This window comes from Rhodoferax sp. SPJ4 (genome assembly GCF_058216275.1).
In genome coordinates this window covers 400,937-417,462 of sequence record NZ_JBYZMN010000003.1, presented here as the reverse complement: position 1 = coordinate 417,462, position 16,526 = coordinate 400,937, and the positions used below count along the sequence as shown (strand labels likewise).

The 16,526-nt window shown below is 65.5% G+C and carries 16 protein-coding genes; 6 read left to right on the top strand and 10 right to left on the bottom strand.

Annotated elements, in window-relative coordinates; translation table 11 throughout:
- Nucleotides 1–122 precede the first annotated feature (122 nt).
- The 6 genes from fusA to AC4BAR_RS13105 form a co-directional block, all read right to left on the bottom strand.
- Nucleotides 123–2,225, bottom strand: a complete 2,103-nt coding sequence (gene fusA, locus AC4BAR_RS13130) for an elongation factor G (protein ID WP_490628314.1) — start codon at nt 2,223–2,225, stop codon at nt 123–125.
- Nucleotides 2,226–2,294: 69 nt separating this feature from the next.
- On the bottom strand, nt 2,295–2,768 hold the full coding sequence (gene rpsG / locus AC4BAR_RS13125) for a 30S ribosomal protein S7 (RefSeq protein WP_490628313.1): 474 nt from the start codon (nt 2,766–2,768) through the stop codon (nt 2,295–2,297).
- Between the two features lie 211 nt (nt 2,769–2,979).
- The gene (gene rpsL, locus AC4BAR_RS13120; protein WP_066708835.1) at nt 2,980–3,357 is read right to left on the bottom strand and encodes a 30S ribosomal protein S12; all 378 of its coding nucleotides are present in this window, start codon (nt 3,355–3,357) and stop codon (nt 2,980–2,982) included.
- A 145-nt stretch (nt 3,358–3,502) separates the two neighbouring features.
- Nucleotides 3,503–4,672, bottom strand: coding sequence for a D-alanyl-D-alanine carboxypeptidase family protein (locus AC4BAR_RS13115; protein WP_490628312.1), 1,170 nt, complete (start codon nt 4,670–4,672; stop codon nt 3,503–3,505).
- A 50-nt stretch (nt 4,673–4,722) separates the two neighbouring features.
- Complete coding sequence (locus AC4BAR_RS13110) at nt 4,723–5,352, bottom strand: alpha/beta hydrolase (RefSeq protein WP_490628311.1); 630 nt, start codon at nt 5,350–5,352, stop codon at nt 4,723–4,725.
- Between the two features lie 23 nt (nt 5,353–5,375).
- Nucleotides 5,376–6,179: an exodeoxyribonuclease III gene (locus AC4BAR_RS13105; protein ID WP_490628310.1), complete on the bottom strand. Its 804-nt coding sequence runs from the start codon at nt 6,177–6,179 to the stop codon at nt 5,376–5,378.
- Between AC4BAR_RS13105 and pyrE the strand changes: the two genes are divergently transcribed.
- Entirely contained in the window at nt 6,178–6,870 is a 693-nt protein-coding gene (gene pyrE / locus AC4BAR_RS13100; RefSeq protein WP_490628309.1) for an orotate phosphoribosyltransferase, read from the top strand. The two genes, AC4BAR_RS13105 and pyrE, sit on opposite strands and share 2 nt — an antisense overlap.
- Nucleotides 6,870–7,502, top strand: a complete 633-nt coding sequence (locus AC4BAR_RS13095) for a DUF4124 domain-containing protein (RefSeq protein ID WP_490628308.1) — start codon at nt 6,870–6,872, stop codon at nt 7,500–7,502. Before pyrE ends, AC4BAR_RS13095 begins: the two co-directional genes overlap by 1 nt.
- Before the next feature lie 10 nt (nt 7,503–7,512).
- Here the strand turns inward: AC4BAR_RS13095 and gatB are convergent, their stop codons facing one another.
- From gatB to gatC, 3 genes are all read right to left on the bottom strand, one after another.
- Entirely contained in the window at nt 7,513–9,003 is a 1,491-nt protein-coding gene (gene gatB / locus AC4BAR_RS13090) for an Asp-tRNA(Asn)/Glu-tRNA(Gln) amidotransferase subunit GatB (protein WP_490628307.1), read from the bottom strand.
- Between the two features lies 1 nt (nt 9,004).
- Nucleotides 9,005–10,471, bottom strand: coding sequence for an Asp-tRNA(Asn)/Glu-tRNA(Gln) amidotransferase subunit GatA (gene gatA / locus AC4BAR_RS13085; RefSeq protein ID WP_490628306.1), 1,467 nt, complete (start codon nt 10,469–10,471; stop codon nt 9,005–9,007).
- 121 nt (nt 10,472–10,592) lie between these two features.
- The gene (gatC, locus tag AC4BAR_RS13080) at nt 10,593–10,892 is read right to left on the bottom strand and encodes an Asp-tRNA(Asn)/Glu-tRNA(Gln) amidotransferase subunit GatC (RefSeq protein WP_490628305.1); all 300 of its coding nucleotides are present in this window, start codon (nt 10,890–10,892) and stop codon (nt 10,593–10,595) included.
- A 216-nt stretch (nt 10,893–11,108) separates the two neighbouring features.
- Here gatC and AC4BAR_RS13075 point away from each other — a divergent pair, with 216 nt between their 5' ends.
- The 4 genes from AC4BAR_RS13075 to mrdA all read left to right on the top strand — a co-directional run bounded on the left by AC4BAR_RS13075 (nt 11,109) and on the right by mrdA (nt 15,714).
- Nucleotides 11,109–12,152: a rod shape-determining protein gene (locus tag AC4BAR_RS13075; RefSeq protein WP_490628304.1), complete on the top strand. Its 1,044-nt coding sequence runs from the start codon at nt 11,109–11,111 to the stop codon at nt 12,150–12,152.
- Between the two features lie 72 nt (nt 12,153–12,224).
- Nucleotides 12,225–13,145 (top strand): rod shape-determining protein MreC, encoded by a 921-nt coding sequence (gene mreC / locus AC4BAR_RS13070; RefSeq protein WP_490628303.1) that lies wholly within the window; start codon nt 12,225–12,227, stop codon nt 13,143–13,145.
- Complete coding sequence (mreD, locus tag AC4BAR_RS13065) at nt 13,142–13,660, top strand: rod shape-determining protein MreD (protein WP_490628302.1); 519 nt, start codon at nt 13,142–13,144, stop codon at nt 13,658–13,660. The genes mreC and mreD overlap by 4 nt, the downstream gene beginning before the upstream one ends.
- Complete coding sequence (mrdA, locus tag AC4BAR_RS13060) at nt 13,657–15,714, top strand: penicillin-binding protein 2 (protein ID WP_490628301.1); 2,058 nt, start codon at nt 13,657–13,659, stop codon at nt 15,712–15,714. The genes mreD and mrdA overlap by 4 nt, the downstream gene beginning before the upstream one ends.
- A 7-nt stretch (nt 15,715–15,721) precedes the next feature.
- On the opposite strand, the gene AC4BAR_RS13055 is transcribed toward mrdA, so the two are convergent.
- Nucleotides 15,722–16,480 (bottom strand): sulfite exporter TauE/SafE family protein, encoded by a 759-nt coding sequence (locus AC4BAR_RS13055; RefSeq protein ID WP_490628300.1) that lies wholly within the window; start codon nt 16,478–16,480, stop codon nt 15,722–15,724.
- Nucleotides 16,481–16,526 lie beyond the last annotated feature (46 nt).

Below are 16,526 nucleotides of genomic sequence, written 5' to 3'. Positions count from 1 at the left end.
AAGAGCATGGCCCGTGACAGTGTTTTACGTTTGCATCAGATTGCTGGGTCCATCGCCACGGGCAGCGTTGGGCACCTGATCGCAGACGCGGCCGCCACATGGCGGCCGGTTGGTAAACAGATTTATTTGGCGCGGGCCGACACAATGGCTTCGGCCACATTGCGCGGGGCTTCCGCGTAATGTTTGAATTCCATGGTGTAGGTGGCACGGCCTTGCGACATCGAGCGCAGGGTGGTGGAGTAGCCGAACATTTCCGACAGCGGCACTTCGGCCTTAATGGCCTTGCCGCCACCGACCATGTCGTCCATGCCCTGGACCATGCCGCGGCGTGAGGACAGGTCGCCCATCACGTTGCCGGCGTAGTCTTCAGGCGTTTCCACTTCCACAGCCATCATGGGCTCCAGAATGACCGGGTTGGCCTTGCGGCAACCTTCCTTGAAACCAAAGATGGCGGCCATCTTGAACGCCAGTTCGTTCGAGTCCACATCGTGGTACGAACCGAAGTGCAGCGTGACCTTGACGTCCACCACCGGGTAGCCGGCGAGCACGCCTTGGCCCAGCGCTTCGATGACGCCCTTTTCCACCGCAGGGATGTACTCGCGTGGCACCACACCGCCCTTGATGGCGTCGACGAACTCAAAGCCCTTGCCGGCTTCTTGCGGTTCAATCTTCAGCACCACGTGGCCGTACTGGCCCTTGCCGCCGGACTGGCGCACAAACTTGCCTTCCGAGTCTTCCACCGTCTTGCGGATGGTTTCGCGGTAGGCCACCTGGGGCTTGCCGACGTTGGCTTCCACGCCGAACTCGCGCTTCATGCGGTCGACAATGATTTCCAGGTGCAATTCGCCCTGGCCACCAATGATGGTCTGGCCCGATTCTTCGTCGGTCTGCACGCGGAAAGACGGGTCTTCGGCGGCCAGGCGGTTCAGGGCAATGCCCATCTTTTCCTGGTCGGCCTTGGTCTTGGGCTCGACAGCCTGGCGGATCACCGAGTCCGGGAACACCATGCGCTCCAGCGTGATCACCGCATTCGGGTCACACAGGGTTTCGCCGGTGGTCACGTCTTTCAGGCCCACGCAAGCAGCGATGTCGCCGGCGCGGATTTCGTCGACTTCCTCGCGGTTGTTGGCGTGCATCTGCACGATGCGGCCGATGCGCTCTTTCTTGCCACGCACCGCGTTGTAGACAGTGTCGCCCTTCTTCAGAACGCCGGAGTACACGCGCACGAAGGTCAACTGACCCACAAACGGGTCGGTCATCAGCTTGAACGCCAGCGCAGCAAACTTCTCGTCGTCGTCGGCCTTGCGGGTGATTTCCTTCTCGTCTTCGTCAAAGCCCTTGATGGCCTTGACGTCCAGCGGAGAGGGCATCAGTTCGATCACGGCGTCCAGCATGCGCTGCACACCCTTGTTCTTGAAGGCCGTGCCACACAGCATGGGCTGGATTTCGCCCGCGATGGTGCGGGTGCGCAGGCCTTGGGTGATCTCTTCTTCGGTCAAGTCACCTTCTTCAAGGTACTTGTTCATCAGTTCCTCAGAAGCTTCGGCTGCGGCCTCGACCATCTTCTCGCGCCACTCTTTGGCCAGGGCCACGAGCTCAGCGGGGATTTCTTCGAAGTTGAACTTCATGCCCTGAGAGGCTTCGTCCCAGATGATGGCCTTCATCTTGCGCAGGTCGACCACACCCTTGAAGTGCTCTTCGGCACCGATCGGGATCACGACGGGCACGGGGTTGGCCTTCAGGCGCAGCTTCATCTGCTCAACGACCTTGAAGAAGTTGGCGCCGGTGCGGTCCATCTTGTTCACAAAGGCCAGCCGCGGCACGCGGTACTTGTTGGCCTGGCGCCAGACAGTTTCCGACTGCGGCTGCACACCGCCCACGGCGCAGTACACCATGCAGGCACCGTCCAGCACGCGCATGGAACGCTCCACCTCGATGGTGAAGTCCACGTGGCCGGGGGTGTCGATGATGTTGATGCGGTGCTCAGGGAAGGACGAATCCATGCCCTTCCAGAAACAGGTGGTGGCAGCGGACGTGATCGTGATGCCACGCTCCTGCTCCTGCTCCATCCAGTCCATGGTCGCCGCGCCATCGTGCACTTCGCCAATCTTGTGGTTCACACCGGTGTAAAAAAGAATGCGCTCGGTGGTCGTGGTCTTGCCGGCATCGATGTGTGCCGAAATACCGATGTTGCGATAGCGCTCAATGGGCGTCTTGCGGGCCATAAAAATTCTCCGTTAAAAAAGTGCGAGCCCGCTCGTGGCGGGCTGGCAACTCCGAATGGGGGACAGGGATCAGAAGCGGAAGTGGCTGAAGGCCTTGTTGGCCTCGGCCATGCGGTGCACTTCGTCGCGCTTCTTCATCGCGCCGCCACGGCCTTCGGTGGCTTCCATCAACTCGTTGGCCAGGCGCAGGGCCATGGACTTCTCGCCGCGCTTCTTGGCGGCTTCCTTGATCCAGCGCATCGACAGCGCCAGACGGCGCACCGGGCGCACTTCCACCGGCACCTGGTAATTCGCACCACCGACGCGGCGGGACTTCACTTCGACCATGGGCTTCACGTTGTTGATGGCCATGGTGAAGGCTTCCACCGGGTCTTTGCCGGGGTTCTTCTTTTCGATCTGGTCGAGGGCACCGTAAATGATGCGCTCGGCGACCGCTTTTTTGCCGCCTTGCATGATCACGTTCATGAACTTGGCGAGCTCGACATTGCCGAACTTGGGATCCGGCAGGATTTCACGTTTAGGGACTTCGCGACGACGTGGCATTTTTTCACCTCTTTGCTTCAGTTGGCACCGCACCAGCACACAGCTTTTGCAGCACCGCGAGAGTCATTTCAACCCTCACTTACTCGACCGGCGCAACCAATTTGCACTTGGGTCACTTCGCTCAAACAGCCTGCCCCGGCAGTTCAAGCACCTTTTTTGAAGGAGTCACAACAACTTCTTCTGGCACGGGCAAAACCCGAGCCGGCCCGGCTTATTTGGCCTTGGGCTTCTTCGCACCGTACTTGGAGCGCGACTGCTTGCGGTCTTTCACGCCTTGCAGATCGAGCGAACCGCGCACGATGTGGTAACGCACACCGGGCAAGTCCTTGACACGGCCACCGCGCACCAGCACCACCGAGTGCTCCTGCAGGTTGTGACCTTCACCGCCGATGTAGGAAATGACCTCGAAACCGTTGGTCAGGCGCACCTTGGCGACCTTGCGCAACGCCGAGTTCGGCTTCTTAGGCGTCGTGGTGTACACACGGGTGCACACGCCACGGCGCTGTGGCGAGTTTTGCATCGCGGGGCTTTTGGACTTGGTCGTTTCGACCTCGCGCCCCTGACGCACCAATTGATTGATGGTTGGCATTGAAAAACGTCCCTAAACGTCTGATAAACGAAAACGTGAAACCCTTCGGAAATTCCGAAAAGCCTTCGATTCTAACAGTTTGACCCTGTCGGCGCAAATTGGCCCGCTGACCGGGCCCCGAGAGCCCGGGCAAGCGCCAAGCGCTTCACTTGATCCACAGGCGCACCGCGTCCCAGGCCCGGCCGAAAATGGACGCTTGCTCCACCCCCTCCAGCACCACCAGCGGCACATCGACCAGGGTCTTGTCGTTGAGCGTCACCCTCAGCGTGCCCACCGCCTGGCCTTTGGTGAAAGGCGCCACCAGCGGGTCGGGACGCGCCACCTGGGTCTGGATTTTCTGGGTGTTGCCGGCCGGCACCGCCACCACCAGCGGCTCGGGCCGGCCCAGCTTCACGGTGTTTTCCCGACCCTTCCAGACCGCGGGCATGGCCACCGGCTGGTTGGCGTCGAACAGCTTGACCCCTTCAAACGCGGTGTAGCCCCAGTTCAGCAGCTTCTGGGCCTCGTTGGCACGGGCGTTCTCACTGGCCGTGCCCAGCACAATGGCCAGCAGGCGGCGGCCGGCCAGGTTGGGGAAGTCGCGCTTGGCGGTGGCCACCAGGCAGTAACCGGCCGCCGCGGTGTGGCCGGTTTTCAGGCCGTCCACCGTGGGGTCGCGAAACAGCAAGAGGTTGCGGTTGGTGTCGTTGGCGGTGGGCGTGCCCTGGTAACGGTACTTTTTGATGCCGTTGTATTTGACGTGATCAGGAAACTCGCGCAACAGCTTGGCCGCCAGCAAGGCCAGGTCCCGGGCGGTGGTGGTGTGGCCGGGCGCGGCCAGCCCCTCGGGGTTCATGTAACGGGTGTTGACCATGCCCATCGCCTTGGCCTGCTCGTTCATCAGCTGCACAAAGCGCTCCACCGAGCCGCCCACGCCTTCGGCCAGCGCCACGGTGGCGTCGTTGCCCGACTGCACCACCATGCCCTTGATCAGGTCTTCCACCGGCACCATCATCTGGGGGTCGATGAACATCCGCGAGCCCGGCGTCTTCCAGGCCCGCTCGCTGACCGGAAAGGTCTGCTCCAGCGTGATCTTCTTGGCCCGCAGCGCGTCGAACACGATGTAGGCCGTCATCAGCTTGGTCAGCGAGGCCGGCTCGACCGGCGTGTCGATGTCTTTGGCCGCCAGGATCTGGTTGGCCGACACGTCCAGCAGCAGGTAGGACCGGGCGGCCACTTCGGGGGCCTCGGGGGCCTGGGCCCCGCTGGGCGCGGCGAAGGGCAGGGCCACGACGGCCAGGGTCAGGACGCGCAGCGCCCGCAGGAATCGGGTCATGGGTGTGGGTGTTGCACGGGGCTCGGCGCCGCCAAGGCCTGGCCCACCGCTCAGGCGCGCAGGTGCCGAACCACCAGCTGTTTCAAAAGCGGCAATTGTCCATGAAAGAAATGTTCGACCCCGGGGATGACGGTGACCGGCAGTGTCTGGGGCCGGGCCCAGTCCAGCACCGCGGCCAGCGGCACCGTGTCGTCCTGCTCGCCGTGCACCACCAGCGCCACCGGGCGCAAAGCCTCGGGCAGAGGCGCCACCGTGAAGCGCGAGGCCGCCGTGCCGACCAAGACCACCTGATCGATGGCGCGATCGGGCGCCAGCGCCGCGATGGCATGGCTGCTCACGAAGGCGCCGAACGAGAACCCGGCCAGGGCCAGCGGCCCCTGGGGCGCCAGCGCCGCCACCAGCGCCAGCAGGTCGTCACACTCACCGATGCCGGCGTCGTGCTCGCCCTGGCTCAGACCCACGCCACGGAAATTGAAGCGCAGCGTGGCCCAGCCGCATTGCACAAAAGCCCGCGCCAGGGTCTGCACGACCTTGTTGTCCAGCGTGCCGCCAAACAGCGGGTGCGGGTGGGCCACGATGGCCGTGCCACGGGCCTGGCCCTCGGGCAGGTCGCGGGCCACCTCGATCAGGCCGACCGGGCCGGGCAGGGTGAAGCGTTCGGTGCGGGGGTTGAGGCTCATGGGTCGACCAGGTGAACGGGCGCTCACAGCGCCAGGTCATAACCCACGGTGATGGGCGCGTGGTCGCTGAAACGCTGGGCCTTGAAGATGTCGACCTCACGGGCCTGCGCCGCCAGCGCCGGCGTGGCCAGGTGGTAATCCAGCCGCCAGCCCACGTTGTTGGCCCAGGCCTGGCCACGGTTGCTCCACCAGGTGTAGCAAGCGTCGGTGGTGTCGGGGTGCAGCTGGCGGTAGACGTCCACCAGGCCACCGTCGGTCAAGACCTGCGTCATCCAGGCCCGCTCCTCGGGCAGAAAGCCGCTGTTCTTCTGGTTGCTGCGCCAGTTCTTCAGGTCGATCTGCTGGTGGGCGATGTTGACGTCGCCACACAGAATGAATTCGCGCTCGGCCTTCAGCCGGGCCAGGTGCGGGTAGAACGCGGCCAGAAAGCGGAACTTGGCCTGTTGCCGGTCTTCGCCGCTGGAGCCGCTGGGGAAATAGGCGCTGATCAGCGACAGCTTGCGCGCCGGCGTGTCGAAGCGCAGCTCGACAAAGCGGCCCTCGGCGTCGAACTCGGCGCCGTCAAAACCCACCACCACCTCGCTGGGCTCGCGGCGGGTGTAAATGCCCACGCCGGAATAGCCTTTTTTCTCGGCAAAGTGGAAATGCCCGCGCAGGCCGGACAGCTGCTCGAAGCGGCCCTGCACGTCGTCGGCCACCGCTTTGAGCTCCTGCACACACATACAATCCGGCTGCTTTTCGTCCAGCCAGGCCTCCAGCCCCTTGTTGGCCGCCGAGCGGATTCCGTTGAGGTTGAGGCTGGTCAGTTTGAACAAGGAAGCTCCCATGTCGGTCAATGCGGGTTCGACGACGCCGGTGGACGGTCTGGCCCAGGATTTCGTGCGGTTTGCGGTGGACGCCGGCGTGCTGCGGTTTGGCGAATTCAAGACCAAGGCCGGCCGCTTGAGCCCGTATTTCTTCAACGCAGGCCTGTTTGACGACGGCGCCAAGCTCGGTCGGCTGGCCGAATTCTATGCTCGCCGCATTGTCGACAGCGGCATCGTGTTCGACATGATTTTCGGCCCGGCCTACAAGGGCATCCCCCTGGCCGCGGCAGTGGCCGTCGAGCTGGCCCGCCAGGGCCGCAACGTGCCCTTTGCCTACAACCGCAAGGAAGCCAAAGACCACGGCGAGGGCGGCACGCTGGTGGGTGCGCCGGTGCAAGGCCGGGTGCTGATCGTCGACGACGTGATGTCGGCCGGCACCGCGGCCAAGGAGTCGATCGCCATCATCCAGGCTGCCGGCGCCACGCCCCATGCGGTGGCGATTGCGCTGGACCGCCAGGAAAAAGCCACCGAGAACGGCGCCGACGTGCCGTACAGCGCCGTGCAATATGTCCGCCAACAGCTGGGCCTGCAGGTCTGTGCGATTGCCAGCCTGAGCGATTTGCTGCAGTATCTGCAACAGAGCGGCGGGTCGGCGTTCGCCGACCACCACCCGCGTGTTGCAGCCTACAGGGAACGTTACGGCGTGGATTGATGGTTTTTGGAAAAGCAAGACACCTGCTGGCCGGCGCCGGCCTGCTGTGCGGCGTGGTACTGACCGGCAGTGGCCAGGGCATTTACAGCTGCGTCGATGGGCAGGGTCGCACCCTCTCCGCCGACCGCCCCATTCCCAACTGCGCCGACCGGGTGCAACGCGAGCTGAACCCCAGCGGCACGGTGCGCCGCAAGGTGGACCCCAGCTTCACCGCCGAAGAGCGGGCCCAGATCGAGGCCCGCGATCGCCAGGCCGCCGAGGCCAATGCCAAGCTGCTGGAAGCCCGCCGCCGTGACCGGCTGCTGCTGGTCCGCTACCCCAACCCCCAGGCCCATGAGCGCGAACGCGCCAGCGCGCTGGCCCAGATCGACGAGGTCATTCGGGCAGCGCGCAAACGCATGGGTGAACTGGCCCAACAGCGCCAGGCCACCGACGCCGAGATGGAGTTTTACCTGAAAGACCCGTCCAAGGCCCCTGAAACGCTGAAGCGCCAGCGCGCCGACATCGAGGCCAGCACCGCCATCCAGCAGCGTTTCATTGCCGATCAGGAGGTCGACAAAAAGCGGGTGTCTCAGCGTTTTGACGACGAGCTGGCCCGCCTGAAGCCGATGTGGAGCAGCCCCACGCCCTGACCCGCGGCTCTCAGCCGAGTTTCTGCTTCATCAAGGCATTGACCTGGGCCGGGTTGCCCTTGCCCTTGGTGGCCTTCATGGCCTGGCCGACCAGAGCGTTGAAGGCTTTTTCCTTGCCGGCCTTGTACTGCGCCACGTTGTCGGCATTCGCGGCAATCACCTCGTCGAGGATGCGCTCCAGCTCGCCGGTGTCGTTCATCTGCTTCAGGCCCTTGGCCTCGATGACGGCATCCACCGCGCTGCCCTCGCCGGTCCACAGTGCGTCGAACACCTGCTTGGCCGCGTTGTTGGAGATGGTGCCATCGGCGATGCGGCCAATCAGCTGCGCCAGCTGCTCGGCGCTGACCGGTGAGGCGGCGATGCCGCCCTCCTGCGTGTTGAGCCGCCGCGACAGCTCCCCCATGACCCAGTTGCTGACCAGCTTGGGCTGGCCGCTGGCCTGGGCCGCGGCCTCGAAGTAGGCCCCCATCGCACGGCTCTGCGTCAGCGTGGTGGCGTCGTACTCGGGCAGGCCGAAGTCGGCCACAAACCGCGCGGCCATCGCGCGCGGCAATTCCGGCATCTGCGCTTTCACACGTTCGATCCAGTCGGCCGCGATCACCAGCGGCGGCAGGTCGGGGTCGGGGAAGTAGCGGTAATCGGCCGCGTCTTCCTTGGTGCGCATGGCCCGGGTTTCGCCGGTGTCGGGGTTGAACAGCACCGTGGCCTGCTGAATGGCATGGCCGTCCTCGATCTGTTCAATCTGCCAGCGGATCTCGTAGTCGATGGCCTGCTGCATGAACTTGAAGCTGTTCAGGTTCTTGATCTCGCGCCGCGTACCCAGCGGCTGGCCCGGCTTGCGCACCGACACGTTGGCGTCGCAGCGGAAGCTGCCCTCCTGCATGTTGCCGTCGCAAATGCCAATCCAGGTGACGATCTTGTGCAGTTCCTTGGCATAGGCCACCGCCTCGGCGCTGGAGCGCATATCGGGCTCGGTGACGATTTCCAAGAGCGGCGTGCCGGCACGGTTCAGGTCGATGCCGCTCTGGCCGATGAAGTCTTCGTGCAGCGATTTGCCGGCGTCTTCTTCCAGGTGGGCGCGCACCAGGCGCACTGTCTTTTTCTCGTCGCCCAGGAAGAATTCGATCGCGCCGCCCTGCACCACCGGGATCTCGAACTGGCTGATCTGGTAGCCCTTGGGCAGGTCGGGGTAGAAGTAGTTCTTGCGGGCAAAAACGCTGCGCGGCGCCACATGGGCCCCGATGGCCAGGCCGAACTGGATGGCGCGCTCGACCGCGCCCTTGTTCATCACTGGCAGCGTGCCGGGCAGGGCCAGGTCCACCGCGCAGGCTTGCGTGTTGGGCTCGGCGCCGAAGGCGGTGGAGGCGCGGCTGAAGATCTTGCTCTGGGTGGAGAGCTGGGCATGGGTTTCAAAGCCGATGATGACTTCATAGCCACCCACCAGCGGCCCGGTGGGACGGCCCTGCTGTTGGGCTTCAAAGCTGTTCACGGTCTCGCTCATCTCAAAATCCCTCGGGCTTGGCAGCATGCCAGTCGGTCGACTGCTGCAGCCGGTGCGCCACGTTCAAAAGCTTGGCTTCCTGCAGGTAGTTGCCGATGAGCTGCAGGCCCACCGGCATGCCCCCTTCCCCAAAGCCAGCCGGCACGCTCATGCCGGGCAGGCCGGCCAGCGAGGCGGGCAGGGTGAAGATGTCGGCCAGGTAGTTGGCCACCGGGTCGCTGGATTTTTCGCCCAGCTTCCAGGCCACCGTTGGCGCCACCGGGCCGGCGATGACGTCACAGGCCTTGAAAGCCTGCTGGAAATCGTCGGCGATCATGCGGCGGATTTTTTGCGCCTGCAGGTAGTAGGCGTCGTAGTAGCCGTGGCTCAGCACGTAGGCACCGATCATGATGCGGCGCTTGACCTCGTCGCCAAAGCCCTCGGCGCGGGTCTTTTTGTACATGTCGAGCAGGTCGGTGTAGTCCGCCGCCCGGTGGCCGAATTTCACACCGTCGAAACGGCTCAGGTTGGAGCTGGCCTCGGCCGGCGCGATGATGTAGTAGACCGGGATGGACAGCTCGGTGCGCGGCAGCGAAATGGGCACCAATGTCGCGCCGAGTTTTTCGTATTCTTTCAGCGCGGCGTCCACCGCGGCGCGCACGTCGGCCGACAGGCCTTCGGCAAAGAATTCTTTCGGGATGCCGATGCGCAGGCCATCGAGGGAATCGTTCAGCACGCGCGAGAAGTCTTCGGCTGGCACGTCCAGCGAGGTCGAGTCACGGTCCAGATCGGGGCCACACATGGCGGAGAGCAGCAGCGCGCAGTCTTCGGCGCTGCGCGCCATCGGGCCGGCCTGGTCCAGGCTGGAGGCAAAGGCCACCATGCCGTAGCGCGAGGCCCGGCCGTAGGTGGGCTTGATGCCGGTGATGCCACAGAACGCCGCCGGCTGGCGGATGGAGCCACCGGTGTCGGTACCAGTGACGGCCGGCGCCAGCCGCGCGGCCACCGCCGCGGCGCTGCCACCCGACGAGCCACCGGGCACACGGCCGGCGTCCCAGGGGTTTTGCACTGGCTTGAAAGCCGAGTTCTCGTTGCTGGAGCCCATGGCGAACTCGTCGCAATTGAGCTTGCCCAGGCACACCGCGCCCTGGCCGGCCATTTGGCTCACCACCGTGGCGTCAAAAGGAGAGCGGTAGCCGGCCAGCATCCTGGAGCCGGCGGTGGTGGGGAAGGCGGTGGTGACAAAGATGTCCTTGTGCGCGACAGGCACACCCAGCAGTGGCGCACTGTCGCCGGCGGCCAGGCGGGCGTCGGCCGCCCGGGCCTGGGCCAGCGTGGCCTCGGCGTCGGTGGCGAGAAAGGCCCCCAGGCCGGCATGGGCCTGGGCACGCTGCAGAAAATGCTGGGCGGCCTCGGTGGCGGAAACGGTTTTGGCGCGCAGCTGCGCGGCCAGCTGGGCCACGCCGAGGTGATGAAGTTCTGTCGTCATGTGGGGTTCACTCTGGCCGCCTCCGAGGCGCCAATGGTGTTCATGAATGGGATGGTGTCGGCAGCGTATCGAACTCGCGCGGCGTCTATCCCCGCAAAGCGGGGCCCCTCGCCGGGGGCGCTCATTCGATCACCTTGGGCACAAGAAACAAACCCCGCTCGACAGCGGGCGCACTTTGCTGGTTGGCCTCGCGCTGGTTGGGCTCGCTGGCCAGGTCGTCGCGCAGGCGCAGCGCAATGTCCTGGACGGTTGCAACCGGGTGTGACAGCGGCTCGACGCCGGTGGTGTCCACCGCACGCATCTGCTCGACGATGTCGAAGAACTGGTTGAGCTGCACAAGCAAGCGCTCGCTCTCGTCAGGCTGCAGCTCCAGGCGGGCCAGGTTGGCAATCCGGCCAAGTTCAAGGGTGGTGAGGGACATGGGTGTCAAAAGTTGGATTCGGCGCCCAACAAGCAGCAATCTCGCCGGTAAGCGGGCCGTTCTCGCCAGGGGGCCGTCGGATGATGCGTTATTATCCCGCCTTTGAGAGGCCACCACGCCCCCGCGTGCTTTTGCGCCTAGACGTCCCCGTTCGACCCGTTTAATGAGTGTGGCGACAGCATCCCGAAGTGGTGGCTGTGCCTGAGAGGATTTGCAATGTTCGGAGCATTCAGTCGGTATTTCTCCACCGACTTGGCGATTGACCTCGGTACGGCCAACACGCTGATTTATGTGCGTGGCAAGGGCATCGTGCTGGACGAGCCCTCGGTCGTGGCCATCCGCCACGAAGGCGGCCCCCAGGGCAAGAAAACCATCCAGGCCGTGGGCAAGGAAGCCAAGGCCATGCTGGGCAAGGTGCCGGGCAACATCGAGGCCATCCGACCGATGAAGGACGGCGTGATCGCCGACTTCACCGTCACCGAGCAGATGCTCAAGCAGTTCATCAAGATGGTGCACCCGCGCAGCATGTTCCGGCCCAGCCCGCGCATCATCATCTGCGTGCCCTGCGGCTCCACCCAGGTGGAACGCCGGGCCATCCGCGAATCGGCGCTGGGCGCCGGTGCCAGCGACGTCTACCTGATCGAGGAACCGATGGCCGCGGCCATTGGCGCCGGCCTGCCGGTGGCCGAGGCCAGCGGCTCCATGGTGGTCGACATCGGCGGCGGCACCACCGAGGTCGGTGTGATCTCGCTCGGCGGCATGGTCTACAAAGGCAGCGTGCGGGTCGGCGGCGACCGTTTCGACGAGGCCATCATCAGCTACATCCGCCGCAACTACGGCATGCTGATCGGCGAGCCCACCGCCGAAGCCATCAAGAAGAAAATCGGTTCGGCCTTCCCGGGCTCCGAAGTCAAGGAGATGGAAGTCAAGGGCCGCAACCTCTCCGAGGGCGTGCCGCGCAGCTTCACCATCTCCAGCAACGAGATTCTCGAGGCCCTGACCGACCCGGTGAACAACATCGTCAGCGCGGTGAAGAACGCGCTGGAGTACACCCCGCCCGAACTGGGCGCCGACATCGCCGAGCGCGGCATGATGCTGACCGGCGGCGGAGCCTTGCTGCGCGACCTGGACCGCCTGCTGGCCGAAGAAACCGGCCTGCCGGTGCTGGTGGCCGAAGACCCGCTGACCTGCGTGGTCCGTGGCTGCGGCATCGCGCTGGAAAAAATGGACCAGCTGGGAAGCATTTTCACCAGCGAGTGATGCACCACACCTCTGCAAAGCCGGCGCGCAATTTCCTGTCGCCGGCTTTTTCCATTTCAGAGCGCTGACACCATGCCCCTGGGAACGCTGGACCGCTCGCCCCCGCCCTTCTTCAAGCAGGGCCAGTCGGCACTGTCCAAAATGGCCTTGTTCAGCGCCCTGGCCTTGTTCCTGATGGTGGCCGACGCCCGTTTTGGGCTGACCCTGCCGCTGCGTTCTGCCGTCATCACCCTGCTGTGGCCCCTGGAATGGGTGGCCCGCCAGCCGGTGCTGGCCGCCGAGTCGGTGGGCCATTATTTCGACGGCCTGATGGAGTTGCGCGCCAGCGAGCAGGCGGCCCGCAAGCGCATGGCCGCGATGTCGGAGCGGGCCAACCAGGTCGAGTTGCTGACCCTGGAAAACAACCGCCTGCGCCAGCTGCTGGAACTGCGCACCCAGGCCGCCACCCCGGGCGTGGCAGCCGAGGTGCTGTACGACGCCGCCGACCCCTATGCCCGCAAAGTCATTGTCGACAAGGGTCTGGTCGCCGGCATCGAGGCCGGCTCGCCGGTGATCGACGAGTCCGGCGTGCTGGGGCAGGTGACGCGAGTGTATCCGCTGGTCAGCGAGGTCACGCTGGTGATCGACCGCGACCACGCGGTGCCGGTGCTCAATACCCGCACTGGCGCGCGCAACGTGGTCTACGGTGAGCCGGCCGTCCACGGCGGGGCGCTGGAGCTGCGCTTCATGACCGGCAACGCGGATGTGCAGCAGGGCGACCTGCTGACCACCAGCGGGGTCGACGGCGTCTACCCCGCCGGCCTGCCAGTGGCCACCGTGGACCGCATCGACCGGCGCGGCGAATCGGCTTTTGCGCGCATCTTCTGCACCCCCAAGGCGCAGATCCAGGCCGCCCGCCATGTGGTGATTCTGCAGCCGGTGTCGGCCCGCATTCCGCAACGGCCGCCGGCCGAGCCGGCCGCGGTGGCGCCACGCAAAGGGGGCCGCAAATGATCATGCCGCAGGGCCAGCAGCTGCTGCTGCCGGCCAACCCGCTCTTCATCTGGGCCAGCCTGCTGGGCGCGCTGGTGCTCAACATGCTGCCGCTGGGCCGGGTGGCCTGGATGCCCGATTTCCTGGCCCTGGCCTTGTTTTTCTGGGCTGTGCACCAGCCGCTGCGGGTGGGCATCGGCGCGGCCTTTGTGTTCGGCCTGGTCATGGACGTGCACCAGACCGCCTTGCTCGGCCAGCATGCCTGGACCTACACCACGCTGGCCTTTTTCGCCGCGCTGGTGCATCGCCGCATTTTGTGGTTCAAGGTGCCGTCGCAGACGCTGCAGCTGCTGCCGCTGTTCATTGGCGCGTTTGCGCTGGAATTCCTGATCCGGCTGGCCAGCGGCAGTGGCCTGCCGGGCTGGCTGTTCGTCCTCAAGCCGCTGCTCACCACCGCCCTGTGGCCGCTGGTGACGGTGCTGCTGCTGGCGCCGCAGCGCCGAGCCCCCAACCCCGACGTGACCCGGCCGCTGTGACCGCGATCCGCAACCTCAAGTTCGAGCTGGCGCGTTTCCACCGGCGGGTGCTGGTGGTGGGCCTGGTGGTGGTGATGGCCTTTGGCCTGCTGGGCAGCCGGCTGGTCTACCTGCAGGTGGTGCGCCACGACGACCTGAACGACCAGGCCGAGAACAACCGCACCGCCATCCTGCCCATCGTGCCGAACCGCGGGCTGATCATGGACCGCAACGGCATCGTGCTGGCCAACAACTACTCGGCCTACACACTGGAGATCACGCCGTCCAAGGTGGGCAACCTGGAGGCCACCATCGACGCCATCGCCGAGGTGGTGCCGGTGGACGCGCGCGACCGGCGACGCTTCAAGAAGCTGATGGAGGAGTCCAAAAGCTTCGAGTCGCTGCCCATCCGGACCCGCTTGTCCGACGAAGAGGTGGCCCGTTTCGCGGCCCAGCGTTTCCGCTTTCCCGGTGTCGACATCAAGGCCCGGCTGTTCCGCAGCTACCCCTATGGCGACCTGGCCAGCCATGTGATCGGCTACATCGGCCGCATCAACCAGGCCGAGAAGGAGCGCATCGAGGACGCCGACGACGAAGGCAACTACCGCGGCACCGACTACATCGGCAAGCTGGGCGTGGAGCAGAGCTTCGAGCAGCAACTGCACGGCCTGACCGGGGTCGACCAGGTGGAAACCTCGGCCGGTGGCCGCGCGGTGCGCAAGCTGGCCACCACCCCGCCCACCGAGGGCGACTCGGTCAAGCTGTCGATCGACATCAAGCTGCAAAAACTGGTCGAAGACCTGTTCGGCGAACGCCGCGGTGCGCTGGTGGCCATCGACCCGACCAACGGCGAAGTGCTGGCCTTTGTCAGCAAACCCACCTTCGACCCCAACCTGTTCGTCGAAGGCATCGACGTGGAGAACTGGCAGCTGCTCAGCGAGTCCATCGACAAGCCGCTGCTGAACCGCGCGCTGCGCGGCACCTACCCGCCAGGCTCGACCTACAAGCCCTTCATGGCGATGGCCGCCTTGCAGACCGGCAAACGTTCGCCCGGCTTCATCGTCAACGACAACGCCTCGTGGACCTTTGGCGGCCACACCTTCCGCAGCCACGGCGACATCGCGCTGGGGCCGGTGGACATGTACAAGGCCATTGCCAAGTCCAGCAACGTCTACTTCTATTCGCTGGCCAACGAGATGGGTGTGGACGCCATCCACGACTTCATGAAGCCGCTGGGCTTTGGCCAGATCACCGGCATCGACATCCACGGCGAGGTGCGCGGCGTGCTGCCCAGCACCGACTGGAAACGCAACGCCTACCGCCGGCCCGAGCAGCGCAAGTGGTACGCCGGCGAAACCATCTCGCTGGGCATTGGCCAGGGCTACAACACCTTCACCATGCTGCAGCTGGCCCAGGCCACCGCCATCCTGGCCAACAACGGCATCAAGTACAAACCGCACCTGATCCTGGCCACCCAGGACTCGGTGACCCACACCAGCAAGCCGGTGCCGGTGCCACCGCCGGAAGACCTGGGCTACAAGCCCGACAACGTGGCCGTGGTGCACCGCGCGCTGGTGGGCGTGACGCAGGAAGGCACCTCGGCCCGGGTGTTCGCCGGGGCCGGCTACCTGAGCGCCGGCAAAACCGGCACCGCCCAGGCGGTGACCATCGGCCAGAAAGACAAGTACAACAAATCCAAGCTCGACGAACACCAGCGCGACCACGCCCTTTACATGGCGTTTGCGCCGGCCGAGCATCCCAAGATCGCGCTGGCGGTGGTGGTGGAAAACGCCGGCTGGGGTGCCGAGGTGGCCGCCCCCATCGCGCGCCGGGTGTTCGACTACTGGTTGCTGCAGCAATACCCCAGCACGGAAGACATCGCCGCGGTGCAAAAAGGCCAGGCCGCCGCGCCCGTGGGCAGTGCCCGCCCGGTGGCCGAGGTGCCCTGGCCGGCCGGCAACGCCACCCCCACCAACACCGCGGCCCGGCTCAGCGCCGGCAAGGCGGGCGAGCGTCCCACGGCCGCCAAGGCCAACGCCGCCAGTGCGGCCGCGGCAGCAGCCCCCGCGCGCTGACAAGCCCTCAGCGCAGGAACGCGTCCCAGCCAGTCTTCAGAATCAGGGCGCTGACCACCGCCATGAACACCTGGCGCACAAAGCCGGTGCCCAGCCGCAGCGCCAATTGGGTGCCCACCAGACTGCCCACGACGTTGGCCACCGCCATCGCCAGCGCCAAATGCCACCAGATGTGGCCCTTGGCGGCAAACAAGGCCAGGGCGGCGATGTTGGTGGCGGTGTTGAGCAACTTGGCCGAGGCCGAGGCGTGCAGGAAGTCGTAGCCCAGCCAGCGCACCCACAAAAAGATGAAAAAGCTGCCGGTGCCCGGGCCAAAAAAGCCGTCGTAGGCCCCCACCACCAGGCCGATGGCCACCGCCGGCAGCACCTCGGCGCGACCGGCGTAGCGGGGCCGGTGCTGTTGCCCCAGGTCTTTGCGGGCCAGCGTGTAGACCAGCACTGCCAGCAGCACCAGCGGCAGCAGTTTGCGCAGGAAATCGGGCGACACCAGGGTCACCGCCCAGGCCCCGCCAAAAGCGCCCAGCCCGCCAGCCAGCGCCGCCGGCAGCAGCGACAACCAGTTCAGCTGTACCCGCCGGCTGTAGCGCCAGGTGGCCATGCCCGTGCCCCACACCGAGGCGCCCTTGTTGCAACCGAACAGCGTCGCCGGGTGGGTGCCGGGGTAGGTGGCGAACAGCGCGGGCACCAGAATCAGCCCACCACCGCCGACGATGGCGTCCACCAGGCCCGCCAGCAGCGAGGCGGCGCAGACGAACAGCAAGTCCATCCGGCCATTGTGGCACCCGCGTCCTGGACGTCCCGGCTGCCCCGGA